Source organism: Paenibacillus marchantiophytorum, from assembly GCF_014640555.1.
Classification (GTDB): domain Bacteria; phylum Bacillota; class Bacilli; order Paenibacillales; family NBRC-103111; genus Paenibacillus_E; species Paenibacillus_E marchantiophytorum.
This window is the reverse complement of record NZ_BMHE01000063.1, coordinates 1-17565: the sequence shown is the minus strand read 5'-3', so window position 1 is coordinate 17565 and position 17565 is coordinate 1. Positions and strand designations below refer to the sequence as shown.

General features: G+C 44.2%; 16 protein-coding genes. 2 read left to right on the top strand and 14 right to left on the bottom strand.

Annotated features, from left to right (window positions below; all coding sequences use genetic code 11):
• Positions 1-247: 247 nt before the first annotated feature.
• On the top strand, positions 248-1567 hold the full coding sequence (locus IEY34_RS32460) for a catalase (RefSeq protein ID WP_189019872.1): 1320 nt from the start codon (positions 248-250) through the stop codon (positions 1565-1567).
• A gap of 415 nt (positions 1568-1982) precedes the next feature.
• On the opposite strand, the gene IEY34_RS32455 is transcribed toward IEY34_RS32460, so the two are convergent.
• Both IEY34_RS32455 and IEY34_RS32450 read right to left on the bottom strand, forming a co-directional pair.
• The gene (locus tag IEY34_RS32455; protein WP_189019870.1) at positions 1983-3122 is read right to left on the bottom strand and encodes an ABC transporter permease; all 1140 of its coding nucleotides are present in this window, start codon (positions 3120-3122) and stop codon (positions 1983-1985) included.
• Positions 3106-3738, bottom strand: coding sequence for a biotin/lipoyl-containing protein (locus IEY34_RS32450; RefSeq protein WP_189019868.1), 633 nt, complete (start codon positions 3736-3738; stop codon positions 3106-3108). Before IEY34_RS32450 ends, IEY34_RS32455 begins: the two co-directional genes overlap by 17 nt.
• Positions 3739-4005: 267 nt before the next feature.
• Here IEY34_RS32450 and IEY34_RS32445 point away from each other — a divergent pair, with 267 nt between their 5' ends.
• Complete coding sequence (locus IEY34_RS32445) at positions 4006-4572, top strand: TetR/AcrR family transcriptional regulator (RefSeq protein ID WP_189019866.1); 567 nt, start codon at positions 4006-4008, stop codon at positions 4570-4572.
• A gap of 127 nt (positions 4573-4699) precedes the next feature.
• Here IEY34_RS32445 and IEY34_RS32440 read toward each other — a convergent pair whose 3' ends face one another.
• The 12 genes from IEY34_RS32440 to IEY34_RS32385 form a co-directional block, all read right to left on the bottom strand.
• Positions 4700-8215 (bottom strand): hypothetical protein, encoded by a 3516-nt coding sequence (locus IEY34_RS32440; RefSeq protein WP_189019864.1) that lies wholly within the window; start codon positions 8213-8215, stop codon positions 4700-4702.
• Between the two features lie 481 nt (positions 8216-8696).
• The gene (locus IEY34_RS32435; protein ID WP_189019862.1) at positions 8697-9080 is read right to left on the bottom strand and encodes a nuclear transport factor 2 family protein; all 384 of its coding nucleotides are present in this window, start codon (positions 9078-9080) and stop codon (positions 8697-8699) included.
• 577 nt (positions 9081-9657) lie between these two features.
• Positions 9658-10035 (bottom strand): VOC family protein, encoded by a 378-nt coding sequence (locus IEY34_RS32430; RefSeq protein ID WP_189019860.1) that lies wholly within the window; start codon positions 10033-10035, stop codon positions 9658-9660.
• Positions 10036-10351: 316 nt separating this feature from the next.
• Positions 10352-11251, bottom strand: a complete 900-nt coding sequence (locus tag IEY34_RS32425; protein WP_189019858.1) for a polysaccharide deacetylase family protein — start codon at positions 11249-11251, stop codon at positions 10352-10354.
• A gap of 166 nt (positions 11252-11417) precedes the next feature.
• Positions 11418-11876 (bottom strand): DMT family transporter, encoded by a 459-nt coding sequence (locus IEY34_RS32420; protein ID WP_189019856.1) that lies wholly within the window; start codon positions 11874-11876, stop codon positions 11418-11420.
• Complete coding sequence (locus IEY34_RS32415; protein WP_189019854.1) at positions 11873-12589, bottom strand: Crp/Fnr family transcriptional regulator; 717 nt, start codon at positions 12587-12589, stop codon at positions 11873-11875. Before IEY34_RS32415 ends, IEY34_RS32420 begins: the two co-directional genes overlap by 4 nt.
• Before the next feature lie 40 nt (positions 12590-12629).
• On the bottom strand, positions 12630-13055 hold the full coding sequence (locus tag IEY34_RS32410) for a DMT family transporter (protein WP_189019852.1): 426 nt from the start codon (positions 13053-13055) through the stop codon (positions 12630-12632).
• Between the two features lie 85 nt (positions 13056-13140).
• Positions 13141-13734 carry an HD domain-containing protein gene (locus IEY34_RS32405; protein WP_189019850.1) on the bottom strand — a complete coding sequence of 198 codons (594 nt, stop codon included), beginning with the start codon at positions 13732-13734 and terminating at the stop codon, positions 13141-13143.
• Between the two features lie 30 nt (positions 13735-13764).
• Entirely contained in the window at positions 13765-15012 is a 1248-nt protein-coding gene (locus IEY34_RS32400; protein WP_189019848.1) for an MFS transporter, read from the bottom strand.
• Positions 15013-15050: 38 nt separating this feature from the next.
• Positions 15051-15641 (bottom strand): NAD(P)H-dependent oxidoreductase, encoded by a 591-nt coding sequence (locus tag IEY34_RS32395; protein WP_189019846.1) that lies wholly within the window; start codon positions 15639-15641, stop codon positions 15051-15053.
• 75 nt (positions 15642-15716) lie between these two features.
• On the bottom strand, positions 15717-16370 hold the full coding sequence (locus IEY34_RS32390) for a TetR/AcrR family transcriptional regulator (RefSeq protein ID WP_189019844.1): 654 nt from the start codon (positions 16368-16370) through the stop codon (positions 15717-15719).
• A gap of 88 nt (positions 16371-16458) precedes the next feature.
• Complete coding sequence (locus IEY34_RS32385) at positions 16459-17274, bottom strand: putative protein N(5)-glutamine methyltransferase (RefSeq protein WP_229757946.1); 816 nt, start codon at positions 17272-17274, stop codon at positions 16459-16461.
• Positions 17275-17565: the final 291 nt, after the last annotated feature.

Genomic DNA, 17565 nt, shown 5'->3' with positions numbered 1-17565 from the left:
AACAGTTATCACCCTCATTTCCTTTTTCATCAATTTCCGCTACCCCATTATACCATATATTGGAATTAGTAGGTTTGAAAATAATCACAAAGAGAGTCATATTCAAAAAACGACCCCGTCGTATATCAAGTAATATGAAGTAAAAAAGATGAGCTACCGTTTTGCGGGAAAAATCATTCCATCTATCATGATTGCCTCAATTTCAACATAACCATGTATATCAGAGATGATTACAGGAGGTTGAATCATGGAAGAAAACGCACCCCTTCATTCTCAGACCGTCGGCGAGCGAGGTCCCGTTCTGGAACAAGACAGTGTTTTACATGAAACTCTGGAGAGCTTCGTACATACCAAAATAATCGAGAGACCCGTACACGTAAAGGGTTATGGCGCATTCGGATACTTTCAGACCGTGAACTCCATGGCGTCACACACCCAGCTTTGCTTTCTGCAGAATCCTGGTCAGCAGGTCCCTGTGACAGTAAGATTTTCCCTTGCAGTAAGTAACAAGGGTACCCCTGACACTTCCCGAAATGTACGGGGATTCTCCACTAAATTTTATACAGAAAAAGGTGTATTTGATTTATTGTGCAATCATATTCCCGTATTTTTGGTTCGAGATGCCATACGATTCCCAGAATCGATCAAGGCCTTTTTGCCATCGCCGGTCAATAATTTGATCGACCCGGAACGATTTTGGAGCTTCATAGCAAGAGCGCCGGAATCTACGCATTTCCTTGTTCAGCTATACTCGGACGCCGGTACGGTCAAGAGCCTCCGCCACATTCCGGGCCATAGTGTCAACACCTATGTTTGGAGGAATGCACAGGGTGTCCGAACTTATGTGAAATATCTCTGGTATCCTCTTGCCGGTATTCAGGTTATCGATCGCCACGAAGCAGCCCAATTAGCGGGGGAAAATCCCGATTACGCCGGCAAGGATCTTTATGACACTCTTGCTTCAGGGAAGGCGGTCGAATACGGGCTATATGTTCAAATGATGAATCCCGGAGACGCAGTCAGCCTGCCCTATGATCCACTGGATGATACGAAGGTTTGGGATATCAGACAATATCCTTTGCTGCCTGTAGGTCGGCTCGTTTTAAATCGTAATCCGGATAACTATATGGAGCAAGTCGAGAAAATCGCATTTTCACCTTCCAATCTTTTGGAGGGAGCCGAATTATCGGATGATAAGATGCTACAAGGGCGGGCGAATATATACACGGATTCACAGCGGCGGCGATTGGGACCTGATTTCCGGAAAATCCCTATTAACCATCAGCATAACTGGTCACCCGGTTCAATGGAGACAAGTGGCGAAGGTAGATTCCTAGAAGGTCGCCTCGTACGATCCGATCTGCCCAAACCTGATAATTTCACACAGGCGGGAGAGTATTATCACTCCCTTCCACCTGTTCAGCAAGATCATCTGGTTGAGAACCTTGCTGCCGATCTTTCCAGCATATCCCATGAAACGCAAAGTATTGTTATGAGCTACCTGTACCATGCGTCAGCAGAGTTAGGAGAACGGGTTTCCAGACAGATTCAGATGCAGTCAAACTAGATATTAACAAAAAAAGCAGCCAGACACCCTAATTCAGGTGTGTTCGGATGCTTTTTTCTGTAATCACTATTCCCTTATTTTGGGTTGTGACAAAAAAGAAATGCGTTAAAAGGTTTCTCATGTTGCATGATATAATTATAAAAATAATAATTTCGAGGAGTTGATTCATTTGGACCATATCGTAAAATCGGAGAGCGAGATACGCACAAGGTATCAGATAACCATACCTGAAGAAATCAGAACGAGAGCAAAACTGAATATTGTGGGAAAATGAAACAGCGGACGACTATGTTCAAAAGGAGCGCGAGAGTTGGTGAATTCATCCATATTCGCAGGAATAAAAAATGTAGCGTTAGATACAAAAGAAATAAAGTGCATATCTCTTGGACAGATAACCTTGTGACTATTTAACCACTCAATACTCCATTGGAACATTCGTTTTGCGCACTTCACGAAGCATCAACAATCCGATTAACAAGGATGCAACGCCAATAATGACTACTAATGCTCCTATCTCCAAACTGTAGGTTGTCAGTGATCCATGCCGAAATGCCATTCCACGTAGTAAACGGTTTAGCCAGTTCATGGGCAACGCCCATGCGATGATCTGAAAAAACATGGGAAAAGCAAGCGGGGTCAACTGAATTCCTGTAGCCAGAAATGACGGATACAAGACAAGACTTGTTCGCAAACTCACTTTGGACGCATCTTTGGCCGTATAGCCAATCAATAATCCCGTTAGTGACAAGGCAAAAGAATATATTAGCAATGGAATAATAAAAATGTAAGGCTCAGCTTCAAAACGCATATTACCTATTTGCTTTAATAGACCATAGCTCAGGATTAATGAGCATGTACTCAGCACAGCATAAGGAACGCTGCGGACCCAGAGCTGGGCAGGCGATACGCCATTCGCAAGCAGCTTCCCTTCTTTGCGAAGTCTAGGCGCAATCGATCCGGCTGCGCTGGTTGTCATCATCAGCACGATGATATTCACAAATCCAAGGACCATAAAGTCTACATAACTTGTTGTTGGATTAAACAACATTCGCTGTTGAAGAGATAGCGGCGATATAAGCCCTTTGGCCGTATCCGCCTCCATCCCACTTTGCCCCAGACGTGTCATGGATAAAGTCATATTCTCCGTTGTGAGGATCTCTTGAATAGCCGTTCGGATACCCATTAGCCCTGAGGGCATCGTGTTATCCATTAGAATCCCGATATTCGTAGATTTGCCTTGCAACTTACGCAACTCTAGTTGATTAGGAAGCATAATGACGGCTACAGACTGCTCGTTTGCCAGCAAAGTTTCGGGGTCTATACGACCTGCAAATACATTCGTAACTTTCATATATTGGGACGCGTTCAGTTTCGAAATCAGTTGTCGCGAATAAGCACTGTGGTCTTCGTCAATAACAACAACTGGTGATTTGCTAATTTGGTTTTTCGAAAACATCAACCCAAAAAACAAAGCCGCTATGAGCGGTGCCATAAAGATTGTAAGAAGGTACTTGCTGCTCGCTGCGTACTTCCACTCCTCAATCAACGATTTCATCAAGGTCCACCTCCGCTGTCATACCAGGAAGAAGATCGGAGTTTGACTTCACCGTTATTCGAACAAGATACATGCTTAAATCAGCTTGCCCTCTCTCGCGTGTCATGCGTAAGCTGGCAAATTGGGGGGCAGCCGAGATCGAAGCGACAACGCCATCGACTTGGGCAGAACGCTTCAGATATGGAAAATGAACTTGAATGCTTTTATTGACATCAAGCTTCTGAATTTCCCCTTCCTGCACATAAAGGTCCGCATAATAGCTTGTTTTTTGCACGACCGCAATCGGCATACCTTGCGCAAGCTGATCTCCCGGCTTAGCCATGATTTTACTAAGCAATCCATCATTAGGCGAAAGTATATCCACATCTGCTCCTTCGGCTGTTTTCACCTTGAATAGAATGTCTCCTTGCTTGACGGAATCTCCCGCAGCCGCGTTTATTTTAACAATTATCCCCTTACTTTTGTCATACACGACCATGTTTTGCTCCGCCTCAAGCACGCCTTGCTTTCTGCTCTCAGCCTGACTAACGGCATCTTTGCCTTTAGCAGCAAGAAGCGCACCTCCTGCAATAACCACGATAGCAATTCCAATATAGATTCCTGCTTTAAAATTCATTGCTCGATCTCTCCCTCTCCATGAGTGCTTGATTTTTCAAACGGTGTTCTCGGCTGCTTCCAGCGTATTATTCACCTAACACCTCCTCATACACTGCCCCTTCAAAATATGATGAACGTAATATATTATAATCATCATATTTTAAATTAGTCAATAGCTGCCTGTATGCCTGCTAATGACAAGCGGCTGCAACAGGAGAAATTGACATGTTTTATTATGATGACTATAATATTTTAAGATAGACTTATACGTAACGGAGTGATTACGATGCCATACCCTGAAGGTCATAAGTTTAAAGTTAGAGGTAAAATCATCGAAAGTGCTGCACAAGCTTTTCGTACGAATGGGATTCGCGACATCAGCGTTCCTTTTATTATGAAAGGTGCTGGACTAACTCATGGAGGGTTCTACTCCCACTTTGACAACAAAGAGCAACTGGTTGCCGAAGCCTGTCGCTATGCCATTAGCGATACGATTTCATTTTTGCAGGAAGTCGCTGACCAGGAAAATAAAGGCCCCAAAATCAATGCCGTCATTGATTACTATTTAAGCACGCAGCATCGCGACAGAACCGAGATGGGCTGCATCCTCCCCGCCCTTTCCAGTGAAATTTCCCGTGCCTCCGATGAGATTAGGCAGGTGTTCACCAACGAGCTAGAACGTATGATTGACTTTATTTCCGATGTTGGGAAAATAGACAAAGCCAAAGGTAGCATATTGCTTAGTACTATGGTCGGAACTCTAGTGCTGGCACGCTCAGTTAATGACAGTAAACTCAGCAACAACCTTCTCACAGCTGGCAAGCAGCATGCGAAAGAGCTAATTAAGTCCTGATGTCACGAGTCTCATTAGCTGCGAGCTGAAGACCAATGAATTTCAAAAGGAGTGGTCGGCTTTCCACCCTCACACCCCTCCCTTTTCTGTATCACAGGCGGTAGTACTGGAATAGGAACGTGAACAATCACTTCTTCATTTTGTTCTTCTCTTTCGTGCTCAGTGAAATGCCACCTTTGGTTATGGAAACTATCCTATCGTGCTTCAATGATCTCCAGGCAATGTCAAATTGGACTGTGTTTATACCAAAAATTGGAATAATCTCAATATCCCCATAGCCATCAGGCAGTTCAACGAAATAGTCTGTGTCTGTTTTGCTTTTCAAAACGTCCATAATTTGTTGCTCATCTCTGCTGAAAACTCGAGACGGAGTGGAAGCAGTAACTTGTGTAGCACCGGAATTCTGGCGAGCATTTCCTTTCTTTACCGCTTTTGTGGTCTTGGATTGGGATGCTGTTGCCGATTTGGGTGCTACCAAATTAGCATACTTTAAAGAACTGTCAAGATTGATTTTATACGCGTATTTCTTGCTTAGAATGTCGATAATCGACTTCACTCTAACGTCATTTGGTTTTTTTCCAGTTAGCTCGCTTATCTGTTTAGCAAGCTCAATTTCATCCCAGACATGATCTTGAATTCCTTTTTCTCTCAATAATTTATCAATGTTGGTAGCTAATAAATTGTCGATAACAGCTTCTTCATTTTTGGAAGGCGCATATTGCTTAACAAGTCCACCTGGATCAGCAAGAACAACTCGACCTTGCTCATCAATTAGAAATTGCAAATCAGAAATGCGAATCTCTGCCGCGATCATTCTATTTTCCATCTCAATAATTTGTTGAATACTTGAAGCATTCAAATGCTTGGGCATTTTTAACTGATCCGAATCCTTGACCTTGACGAAATCTTTGGAATGCTCAGCATAACGCTTCATAATAACCGCCGGGAGATCTCCATGTACGGTAATTCCGATAATGTCAACCATAGGCAATTGGGGATCAATCTGCTTAATATCATGGAGTACGCTGAGCTCACCACAAAGCATTTTGAAGCTATCATCGCGATTCATAATCCCAATGACCAAGTCATCATAATCGACCAAACCAAAAACGTTTTTCTGCTTACCGCTTGCGATTGGATCTTTAGAAATGGCTGCATCCTTATATTTATCAAGAAAAGGAAAGTTTTTCGTATGCAGGCGGATCAGATTATAACTTGCAAGCAGATTGTTATTCATTTTGTCCATCATTAGTTTAGCTATCATGGCATCATACTTAAAAACATTCACAAGTACGGATATCGGATCATTGAATAGAGAAAATACAATTTCCTGGTCTTCTCTATCTACAGAATGCAATCGTTTCGATTCATAATCAACGGTTCCAAGTTGAGACTTTACCTGATCCTCAAGGAGCAGCGCTTTCATAGGTGCTTTATGTTCCGATTCGACCGCCGAATCCATAAGTCTGAAGATTTCCTTGCTGAGTCTATCCCTATACTCTGTCATTAAAACGGTTTCTTCGAATTCCGACTGTTCGACTCTAAATTCAGCGATTTGATCTCTGTTTTTCAGAACGAGACCTAAACCTTTCTCCTCCAGCTGTGCTTGCAGTTGCTTGTTTTTGCGGTCAAGGGTTTGGTCCCTCTTCTCATTCTCCCACTTAAAGTTGGGGTCATTGGTATTGCTTCGACGTGTTCTCTTCCAAAATTCGGATTCTGCTATTGGATCCTTCGCTGCCACGGGCTCATCCCAGGAGGTCAAAAGATGATTGAGCACCCCAACCTCGCTATCTTTCATGCCTTCTTTCGACTCCGCGGTAACAACACCCAACATCTTTTCTTTCCAGTCTAGTTCATATTCTTCATTCATTTCTTGAGAAGCTGCTTCTAATAAAGAGTGAACTTTTTCTCGAATCTCGTCTTTATTAGCCACATTGACCATGTCCATCAACGGATTCTCTGCATCCGGCAAGTATGTACAGTCGAGAAGTATTTTAGCGATGTCATTGTGCTTAAGTCCTGAACATTCCTCGAGATGCTCAATCACTTTCATGCCGCCCAGTTTTTCGCTTTTATGATTTCTCCATAGGATGTTATTAATCCAAAGTTTCTTCTCGGCCAGCCCCGGCGGCGCATCCAGAATAACACGTTTGAGACTCGGCATGGTGCCAATCAGATTTTCCCATCTCGCAGCTTGATCATTGCCTTCTTCCTCCATGAAAATAACCTTCATGCCTACCAAAGCCGGGCCTTCCAGAATACCGCTGCGCATCCCCACACTCACGACATCATATTGTCCCGAATGAGCCAAATAATGGAGCATGCGAAGCTGCCCTTTGCGTCCTTCGTTCTGGTAAGGAAACTCCGGATGATTCCAGAACACGGTTAAATCGGGGATTGTTGCCTCCCCTATTCTATCCCCGATATTTACCGGTGTTCTTCCCGATTTCTTAACATCTTTAATAAGCTTTTGCTGACTTCCTTCACTTGTATAGTGATGTGCATGAGGGTGCGTAAGCTCACCTTGTTTCATCCATAATAGCGCATAAGCGCCTGGGGGCATTTGCATCTTATCTTCCAGCCATTTTTGGAGCTCAGCTTCTTTGTGAGAATCAGCTTTACCCAACCATTTGTCTTTAATCGTGGCATAAGAACCTTTGGTGTTCTTGTCAAAGCTTTCACTGATTAATTTCGTTTCTGACGTGATTTCCATTGACGCGAACTTTCGTTCTTTGTTTTCTTCTTTTGTTGAAGTTTCGAATTCCGCAGCTCTTGTGTTTATCCAATCTTTTTTGTTGCCAATAAAACCCTCATTATATTCTTTCTTCGCATTGGGAACATGAAGGATGTAGACGTTCTGATTCTCGCCAATCACTCCTTGATAGAAGCTTTCCATCATTTTAGCTGTTCCATAGTGAGCGAAATCTGAAAGAATGACGACGCTCAAGTCTGGACGAAGAGCCAACGCGCCAGCGACGCCATACATGTCTCCCCGCATATGTGCGCCTTGGACGATCAGTGCACGTTGTTTCGCATCTTTGGAATTACTATTATCGGCTGGTAGGAGAGGCAATATGAAAGCATCCTTCGTCTCCTCAATGAGTTGATTCAGCAAACCGATGGCACCCTTGAGATCATTGTTATGAAAGGCCGACAATAGTTGGTCCCATGTGGCAACAATAGTTAATTTCTGGTCAGGTGAACGTTTCGTGGCTTCAAGTATCGCTTGTTTAAATGTCTGTTTTTCAGTGTTGACAGCAATTTCCCACATATATTGGTACAAATATTTTTTTAATAGGTCATCGGGAATAACATCCGTACTCTGCTCCTGAAAATATTGATCTGGAGACTTATCTATGGAACGCTGCAGCTTAGGTCCGTCAGATGAAGCTGATCGACTGACCACAGGTTTGTTTACTGCCCTAGATGCTTGGCTGCTTGGCTGCCTCAGCAACTGCATGACGGCTTGATTGCCCACGGTTCGTTGCAACTGCATAACAGTGGCAGGACTTAAAGGTATCCCTGAGGATATTGAAGTGGGAACTCCTTGTTCCTTCGTATCAACTGCCTCTTGGGATTGCAAATTCATTGCAGCAGCAGGTCCTGCATGTGTATGTTTTGGTGTCTTAGCAGCTTTGAACACAAATTCCCCCCTCTCGTTCAAGCGAATCTCATCGCATGGTGTGTACTATACACTAAGAATCAATTGATATGGTAATAGTTTACAATTGGCTCATCAGTTTTGCAATCTATTTATGATTAACGGTCAGGTACATTGGCACAACTTCTAAACACAACCGCCGCCCTAAGAGATGAGCCTCATTTAAGCAACAAATGCTGAAAGGGAACTGTAGTACGCTATCTAAGTAAATAGCAAGGATACGAGGGTATTCGCGGAACTACAGTGTCTTATTTTCACGAAAAGCGCTGAATTTCCCACCAAATAGCCAAATAGCGAACTGTAGTTCCCTTCGGATCACTAGATTGACACTTTTGGCTACAATAGCGCACTGTAGTTCCCCTCCCTCCCCATGAGGCAGCTAGGGTAACCCAAAAACCGACCTTCAATAACTGAAGGCCGCTCAAAAAATAGATAGTTTATGCAGTTCGCTTTAACCAATTACTCAACTGTAATCCTCAATTAATGATATCTGCCCTTCATGAATCCCAAATACGGACTTCCCTTTTAATTGAATCTTGTCTCCAAGCTTTAACCCGTTGGGCAAATCAACCGCCAATATGGCTTCATAATCAATAAGTATTTCAGTTGTGTCACCTTCAGCATGGTATTGCGTAATTGTCTGATGACGGCTAGAAAAAATCTTAGATGATTTTTCCGCCAATTCACCAAATTCTTGTATTCCTCTGGTTTCTGTATCCATCGTACCATTTGAAAAATTCCTAAACAGAATGTCTTTATGCAGAAGTTTAACCATACCTTCTAGATCAAATGAATTGTAAGCCTCAATATAATTTTCAATGATTTCCTTATTCTTTTCACTAATCATGGTCTTACTCCTCTCACATTTATTGACATGGATAAACACCGGACTATTTTGCCTCTCTGGGAATAACGTCTGGAGGGTCGGCCGGATACCTATCCCCTTCCCAAGATGCCAGCTTCTGCTGCTTCTGCTGCTGCTTCCGTTTACACTAAACCTCTCTATGCTTTGGAACTTTCCCCGGTATTGGAGCAGCGGCTTCAGGTTCTACTGGCAGGTGGCAAGGCGATTGAGGCCATCAAATAATTAAGAGATGCCACAGGCCTCTCTTTGAAAGCTGCCAAAGATTACGTGGATGCTATGAGAAATCGTTAATTTGCCATGGAAAATAGAAAAGAGACGATAGTAATTCATCGTCCGGAGGAACTGAACTATATGCTTTTTGCAACTAAATCAATGAAGGTTCGCGCTGTTGTTGATAATCATTTGGGTCAGATCGCAGCTACTTCGCTCCATGAGAAACCCGTGGAATTTAAAGATGAAGAATGATGACTTTGACTTATTTATCTAATGATATGGCTTTACCGTGCTCGATAAATCGACCACGGTTTTTGTTTTTCTACTAGACGCATTTCCGCAGAAATTACTTTTTTTCCAAAACAGCAAAATAATTTCCTTCATTATCGGCAAAGTTGAATACTCTTCCGGATGGAATAGTTACAAGTTCTCCGACAGTGATATCTTTGTCCTTAAAATCTTGATATAAGGAATCAAGTTCGTCCGAGAAAAACAATAATGAAGGTGTACTAAGATTTAATTCAGGCTGCATTTTAGCAATTACGGCCTTATTATGGAGCACAAAACTCGTTTGAGAATCATTAGTTGGAGCAATTTCAATCCATCTCATATACTCGTTTTTTTCCTCAGCAACTACGCTGAACCCTGCTTTTTCTGTCCAAAATTTCAAACACTCATCTTGATCATTCACATATAACATAACTTGTCCGATTTTATTAATCATTTGTTATTCTCCATTTCTTTAATTTTGGATAGATGTCCCAAAACGTCATTATTTCGCAGGCATGTTTACTATACCTAATATTTTCAACTAGTTCAACTTTCTTCCCCTCTCTCCTTTTCTCTCCGAACAAAGATTTCTCTGATGAAAGCCCCCAAAGCCCCTGCCACAGCAACAATTGAAATTAAATTCATAATTTTAACAAACGAATGAGGTGTGCCAACAATGACCACACCATTTAGTAGAATGATAATGGGGAAGAAAATGAATCCGATATACAACTGTTTATTTGTAGAAATGAAGCTTACCTCCTTTACATCTATTTCTGATCATATTGCAGCAGTTTTTTGAGCAAAATATCTGCGGATACATACGGCATCCCCGCACTTATTCGGGTGATTTCTTCGCTGCTGCCTGAGTTAATACCTTCTTTTGTGGTTAAAAACAAAGAAAATCCAAGCTGTTTGGCGTCGTCTATCACTGCTTGATTGTATTCCCCTAATGGGAAACAGAGAAGCGAAAGCTGATTGTGAAGCTTGCTTCTTAGCAGCGCCTCACCCAACAGCAAATCTCCTCCCACTCGCTGCCGCTTTTCTTCTTCCGATTCCAATCGTTGCTCCTTTGGCAAGTAGATCCGATTAGTCAATGGAGGCACTAAATTGCCTGCTTCATCACGCTTTTTCTGATGAAGATCATACGTATGCGAGTAAAAGCTAAAGCCATCGCGTTTCATCTCAACGATTTGTGGCCAGGTTAGGAATGGCAATGAGGGGTTATCGGAGTCAACATCGCTCACAATAACAAAATTGGTCGCTGGATATCCCATTTGCTTGAGCATAGGATACGCCTTCTCATAAAAAGAACGATACCCGTCGTCAAACGTGATGACAACCGCGTTCGGAGGCAAAGCCTTCCGATGTGCATGAAAACAAGCATAATCTTCAATCGTTATGACATTATAATGATTATCTTTTAATGCCTGCAAATGCTGCTTAAATTTGTTGGGTGTTATTGTGATGAAAGACTCCTTATCAGCCAGATGATGATAAGTTAAAAACAAAGCTTTATTCGTGTAATGAATCGATTTCTTAGCCATTGGCGAAACTTTGGGTGCGCTTACAGCGGAAGGCGAACAAATTGAATCTAATGGACTTTCCTGCTGTTCCGCCTGTGTCCAGCCCCCCGTGAGGAGAAGCAATAGTAGGAAGTAAGTGGGCATTCGAGATCAACCTCCCTAAGAAGCTCCAAAAAACCATCCCTACAATATACTCATAGGTTCAGCGATTAGAACTTCTCAATACCATCCACCATTTGCTGACATGAGGCATCATCTCTACTTCTTCCAATCCTAATTGCGCTTCTATGATCCACGCTTTGGCTAATATCTAGTGTGATACTGTCTTCAAACGTTTAGGTGTTGCCTTAAACAGGATCAGGCCACAGATTAAAACAGTAACCCCAATTGCTTTTTGCACCGTAAGCGTCACTGTCTCCAGACCGAACCAGCCTACGGAATCCCACCACAATGCGCAGATCAGCTGAGAAACCATGACGAGTAAGATCGCATTGCTGGCTCCTAGCAGCTTTACTCCCCTTACTACGCAGGTCACAACGCCAATCCCCAATAAACCGCTAAACCAGTACCACGCGTGCATAGGCTTTAAAGCAAAGTATTCCACTCCTTCAAACAGTAGTCCCATACTGAGGGAAGCTACAAAACCCATCCCCAATACCAAAGCAGTCGTCGTCTGAGAGCTTACAGCTTCGTTAACTTTGCTGTTGAACATCGTTTGAACACTTATGAAAGAACCTGCGGCCAAAGCCATCAAGATGCCCACTATCATAGATGCTCCCTCCCTTCAGCACTCTCATAAATATTTCGGCCAGCTACCGTGATTAGCCCTTGTCTGTCTTTCACGACGAGTGTTCCACTTCTGCGCACTACGAATCCTGCCGAACAGAAACTTTGAAGTACCCGATTCATATGCCGGTAACTGGTCCCGATCAGATTCGCCGTATCTTTTAATTTGGACACGCTTACGCTTGCTTGTATCTCATTCTGGTCCTCAGAAGAAATTGACAACAGATAACTGGCCAAGCGCACTTCTACGGGATACAGCAGATTGAAACTAAGTGAAATCGACTTTAAGTAGAATTTATGGGTCACCATGTCTAGCAAAAAGCGCAGAAAGGGTGCCTCCTCCCTATACTGGCTTAACCAGCGCTTATGGATACCGATCGTCTCTACGGCGGAAACCGCAGTTACGGTGTTTAGATTCTCCCACCCCTTCAAGCATTCAATTTCTCCAATCAGCCCTAAAGGAGTTGTAAAATTTATCAGCAACGTTTTCCCTTCTATTGAGGTTGTATATACTTTAACTTTTCCTTGCACCAGTAAAAATAGAATTTGGGATTCTTCGCCTTGCAAAATAAGTGTTTCATCCGGTTCAAACCGGTATAAGATCATATGCTGCCTCAGCGGTTCTGGGAAAACTTCTTCTAAGCCAAATTCACTTAAATAGCGATTAATCCGTATCATGTCTATAATCTCTTTCATTTCAAGCGCTCCCTCCTCTACTGGGTATCGATTGCAACCATCATACGGTTATCAAAAGAATGCCAATAACCATTAACCCCACGCCGGCCCATTGCGCTGGCCTTAAGCGAAGCGGAGCTTGACCAAACAAGCCTTTCTTTTCCATCAAAATGGTCGCGGTGATCTGAGAAATTAGCACTGCCGACACCGTCAAAGCCGCGCCATTCCGGTGAAACGCCGTGATGTTGCTGAACAGGATGAAGGCTGCCAATGCCCCGCCTAACCTATAAACAGGCTTCACCTGCTTGAGATTCCGCCAAGATCTATCACGAATCAGCCAAACAAGCAGCCAGGCTGCTATGAATCCGGTACCTTGGGTGAGTGTGGCCGCTTGCCAAGTTCCGATCCTTTCACCTATGTTCGCATTGGCTGCACCTTGCAATGTCAGGAATGCTCCGCCCAAACAAGCATATATAAATCCTTTCATCCTTGTAAACCTCCCTTAATCTCGGCACTTCTTCCTCTTATTTAACGATGTGCCTGAGTTTAGGGCAAGGACATATGTCCTCAATCTATGGCAATAGATAACCTTTTTCTACTGCTTCTTCAAGCAGATCCGCGACAAACTGCCCTAATGCAGGAGCTGCTTCAGCAACGACAGCGACCCTCATCTTTACCACACCAACTGAAACTTTGTGAGCTTTCCAAGCTATGCCTTCCGTATAGAAATTATGCAGCACAGGGTGAAGTCGATCCATCGCAGCAGCATATTTGGCTTCCGTCGTCTGACCTTCCTCGAATTCGAGCCATAGGTCCATCCACTCGGTCTGTTGATCCACAGGAAGAAGCCCATAAATACGTTTAGCAGCCGCTAATTCCCGATCCCATTTATCTTCATACCCTTTGACATCATAGGCAAAAGTATCTCCAGCATCAATCTCGACCAGATCATGAATTAGCAGCATGTGAACGACTTTCTTCAAGTTCAAATTCTGATCGATGGCATGTTCTTTAAGCAATAATCCCATCACAGCTATATGCCAAGTATGTTCAGCATCATTTTCGCGCCGCGAGCCGTTCATTAGGTAAGATTGACGAAGCACGTGCTTCAACCCATCAATTTCACGAATAAATTCGATTTGTTGTTTAATTCGTTCCGTTTCCATTTCAAACGTCTCCTTCAAAATTACTTTTCGTCAAGACTGATCTCGCAGTCTTTTATCCAGCATGCCCTGCACGAACCACGCATACACAGCATAACCCGCCAGCATGGCAACCGCCGTAAGAACGAAAGGCAGCGAATAGTGATTTCCAGCCAAAATATAGCCCGCCCAAAAAGAAGCAATCGTGTTGCCAATACTGCGCGAGACCGTCCGCATGCCTGCGAACAAGTTGCGGTCTTCTTCGGCCACTGCCGACATGCATTCGCTGTCCATCAAATTGTTCAGCATCGTGAAGCCCGTCCCGCGAATGAGCAGCAGAATCGCGAATACCGACGCTGGCATAGCTAGCGCCATCAAGGCAACGACCACCGTATTATACAGAAACAGGAACACGAACGTTTTCCGGCTGCCCCATCTCTCTACGATATACGGCATAGCGATGGAACCGATAAAGAAGAACAATCCAGACAATGCAAGCAATCCTGAGATGTTGCCGTCCTCCATTTGAAAGCGAAACTTCAGGATGACGTTCAGGAAGGGACTTAGCAGTCCGTAAGTAAAGCCTGAATTGAATATTAACAGTGAAAGCAGCAACAGGAAATAGATCGCATGCCCCCTTTTGGGCTGGTTCGAAGGCTTCGCTCCTTGTACGCCGCGGGTCTCCCCAGCATCTCCCACCCTAGTATGAGTAGAAGGAAGCAGCAATCCGCGTAATATACCTGAGAGCGCCAGACATCCACCAGCAACGAAAAACGCGGACTGGTAGGTCGAAGTTTGGCCATGCAGCCAATCGGGCAAGTAACCGCCGAGCCATGTGCCAAGGCCAGTGAAAAGCGTAAAAACGGCGAACAGCAACGAATAAGCGCTTGTCTCTTCTTTCTTGCTGCGGCAGTATTGGAAAATTAACTGAATTTCAGTGTTCAAGATGGCTGTAATCGCAAGTGACCAGATGACCTGCGCAGCGGTAACTGCACCAAGGCTGGTTGCGAATCCGAACACCGTCAATGACAGGAATGCCAAGAGCATGCCTGTTACGAGGATCTTTTTGCGCCCCACATGCTTCACGATGTAGCCAGCAGGCAGACTGGCCAAGCCAATCGTCAATGCGCCTAGTGACGTTATTCTGCCGATATCGCCTTTGGAGAAGCCTAGCTCTAGAAGATGTAAATTTAGGATAAGGCTGAGGATGCCCACCCCGATGCCAAACAAGCTTTCCGTAGCAATGAATCGCTTCACGCCAGGAGATAAATCACGAAATATATCTACGGTATACGTCCACATGGATGCGCCTTTCTTCTTGCTGTTAATCCGGATTACTTCTAATCCGTCATCATGGTTTTTTGCATAGCTTCCAGGCTTCGTTTCCAAGCAATTCGTGGATTGAGTTCAGGGGTCACAATATATTGAGCATACTGTGCGGCACTGATTTCGATTTCCTCATCCGTTGCCTTAACCGCACCGTACAAAGTAAAATACGGAAGCAATGTCAGATTAATTTGATTCGCCAAGGCTTGTAAAGGGCGCATCAGTTCGCTGATCGTGTACCCAATCAAGCCTCCTGCCTGATAGGTCGCTTCAGCACCGCCGATCGATATCGCGAGAATGAGTTCCTTGCCAGCAACTTTCCTGCCTCCATGACTAAACAGCCAACTCGTTGTAAATACGTCATCCACCCATTGCTTCAACATAGCCGGCGTGCTATACCATTGTAGAGGGAATTGTAGCACTAAGCGATCATGTTCTGCAATTAGTGCCTGTTCACGCTCAATATCAATTGTTTTTCCTGGATAAGCTGCGTACAATTCATGCACGGTTACATGCTCAGGATACTTGTGCAATTCCGTTACCCAGCGTTTGTTGACACGTGACTCACGTAAATTAGGATGAGCTGCAATAACTAATATTTTCATTACGTTCACTCCCTTCACTTCTTATTTCCATCTTATTTTTGATTGACATATAAGTCAATATAAAAAGAAAAAAAATTACTTAGGTTTAAATAACGAAATCGCCGATTCTACTACTTGATCCAATATCGTCTTGAGCTGATCTTTCCTATCTGCATCAGGAATCCCTTGCGTTGTCAGCTCCTGCTGGATTTGATCCAAATAATTCATTCCCTGGGAGACAGATCCCCAGAATTGCACAGCCATCAAATTAGCGTCACCTTGCTGAATCGCGCCTTGTTGGATGCCCTTTTCTATGGCCAAAGTCATCTGAGACATGAAGTTTCTAATCCACTCAAATGGAGAAAACTCTTCTAGCGTGTACAAGTGATGCACATCCAGGCTGATTCGCATATAAAAACGTTGCGTGACAGGATTCTCCAAAACCCGCTCGCAGACGATCCGTGCGTAGCTTTCGAACAATGTGTAGGCAGAGCCCTCTTGCTGGAAAAACGTCTTCGTATATTGCTTGGACTCCTCCATCATATATTCGTATAACTCGCGGAACAAAGCTTTCTTATTTTTGAAATAATAGTAAACTAAGCCATGCGCGAGTCCTGCCTGAACCGCGATATCGCTCATTTCAGACGCGACATAGCCTTTATCGACATAAACGCGGATAGCCGCTTGTAATATTTCTTGTTTACGCTGCTTGCGAATGATTTCGTTTTGCTCTTTGGTCCGAGGAGACATCGCATTATTCACCTTTTAATATGACATAGATAGTAGTCAAAATTATAGAGATAAATAATCTATATTGTCAACCAATAGATTGCAATGCTCAAGAGCAAGGCATCGTTCCGATTACGACTGTTGCATCCCGTTCGTCCGATCGAGCCACCTGTGGAATCAGTCCACTCTGCGCGAAAATCTGGACGGTCTGGGGCGCCTGTCTCAGACTAGTCTCCACTAGCAGGCAGCCGTCTTGTGCCAACCAGAACGGTGCTTGAGCCGCCACTCTGCGCTGAATATCAAGCCCATCCTCACCCCCTTCGAGCGCAATCCGCGCCTCATGTATGCGGGCTTCCGGCGGCAGCATCTTGATCGCATGGGTAGGCACATAAGGTGCATTCGCGACCAGCACATCAACACGGCCTCTTAGCTTGGCTGGCAGCGCATCGTAGAGATCACCTTCGTATACACTGCCGCCGACGGCAGTGAGGTTACGACGCGCACAGTCTACAGCAGCCGGGTCGATATCAGCGGCGTGCAGCTTGATCCGTTCCACGGTAGCACACAATGCTGTACCCACCGCACCCGAACCGCAGCACAGGTCAACGACAACGGCTCCTGAATGAGCACGCAAAGCAGCTTGAAGAACGAGAAACTCTGTGCGGGAACGAGGAACGAAGACGCCAGAATCCACCATAATTCGAAGCCCGCAGAATTCTGCCCAACCGATGACGTGCTCCAGCGGCAAGCCGGCTGATCGACGATCCACCATGGCTATGAGGTCATCTGGGTTACTTGCTGCTGATAGTAGCATCCTGGCTTCATCCTCGGCGAACACACAGCCCGCGGCCCGCAGCCTGCTGACGATGATCGTCTCATCGATCTGCCATTTCATTTTCTCTGGAATCGAACTGTTATTTATCATAAGAATAGGATAACAAACGTGTAGGAAATCTGCTTTATAAAGAATAGCTATAGTCATTCTTTCTGTCCATATTCATTTCACACTCAGGGTCGGGTATCGACAATACCCTCTTTTCTGTTGAAGACGTAACTTTCATTTATATTTTTGCCGCTTTTGTAGTAATAATAACTCAAACTTCGCAGAGCGAAATTAGTCTTAAATCCTTGATACATATAGCAGAACCAGGATAATGATTGACCTCTTGCTAAAATAGAAAAACACCGCTTCGGTTTGGTATAGTGATTGTGACGA

Coding starts and splice junctions, on each gene's coding strand:
- IEY34_RS32460 (WP_189019872.1), top strand. CDS start 248: ATGGAAGAAAACGCACCCCTTCATTCTCAGACCGTCGGCGAGCGAGGT.
- IEY34_RS32455 (WP_189019870.1), bottom strand. CDS start 3,122: ATGAAATCGTTGATTGAGGAGTGGAAGTACGCAGCGAGCAGCAAGTAC.
- IEY34_RS32450 (WP_189019868.1), bottom strand. CDS start 3,738: ATGAATTTTAAAGCAGGAATCTATATTGGAATTGCTATCGTGGTTATT.
- IEY34_RS32445 (WP_189019866.1), top strand. CDS start 4,006: ATGCCATACCCTGAAGGTCATAAGTTTAAAGTTAGAGGTAAAATCATC.
- IEY34_RS32435 (WP_189019862.1), bottom strand. CDS start 9,080: ATGATTAGTGAAAAGAATAAGGAAATCATTGAAAATTATATTGAGGCT.
- IEY34_RS32430 (WP_189019860.1), bottom strand. CDS start 10,035: ATGATTAATAAAATCGGACAAGTTATGTTATATGTGAATGATCAAGAT.
- IEY34_RS32425 (WP_189019858.1), bottom strand. CDS start 11,251: ATGCCCACTTACTTCCTACTATTGCTTCTCCTCACGGGGGGCTGGACA.
- IEY34_RS32420 (WP_189019856.1), bottom strand. CDS start 11,876: ATGATAGTGGGCATCTTGATGGCTTTGGCCGCAGGTTCTTTCATAAGT.
- IEY34_RS32415 (WP_189019854.1), bottom strand. CDS start 12,589: ATGAAAGAGATTATAGACATGATACGGATTAATCGCTATTTAAGTGAA.
- IEY34_RS32410 (WP_189019852.1), bottom strand. CDS start 13,055: ATGAAAGGATTTATATATGCTTGTTTGGGCGGAGCATTCCTGACATTG.
- IEY34_RS32405 (WP_189019850.1), bottom strand. CDS start 13,734: ATGGAAACGGAACGAATTAAACAACAAATCGAATTTATTCGTGAAATT.
- IEY34_RS32400 (WP_189019848.1), bottom strand. CDS start 15,012: ATGTGGACGTATACCGTAGATATATTTCGTGATTTATCTCCTGGCGTG.
- IEY34_RS32395 (WP_189019846.1), bottom strand. CDS start 15,641: ATGAAAATATTAGTTATTGCAGCTCATCCTAATTTACGTGAGTCACGT.
- IEY34_RS32390 (WP_189019844.1), bottom strand. CDS start 16,370: ATGTCTCCTCGGACCAAAGAGCAAAACGAAATCATTCGCAAGCAGCGT.
- IEY34_RS32385 (WP_229757946.1), bottom strand. CDS start 17,274: ATGATAAATAACAGTTCGATTCCAGAGAAAATGAAATGGCAGATCGAT.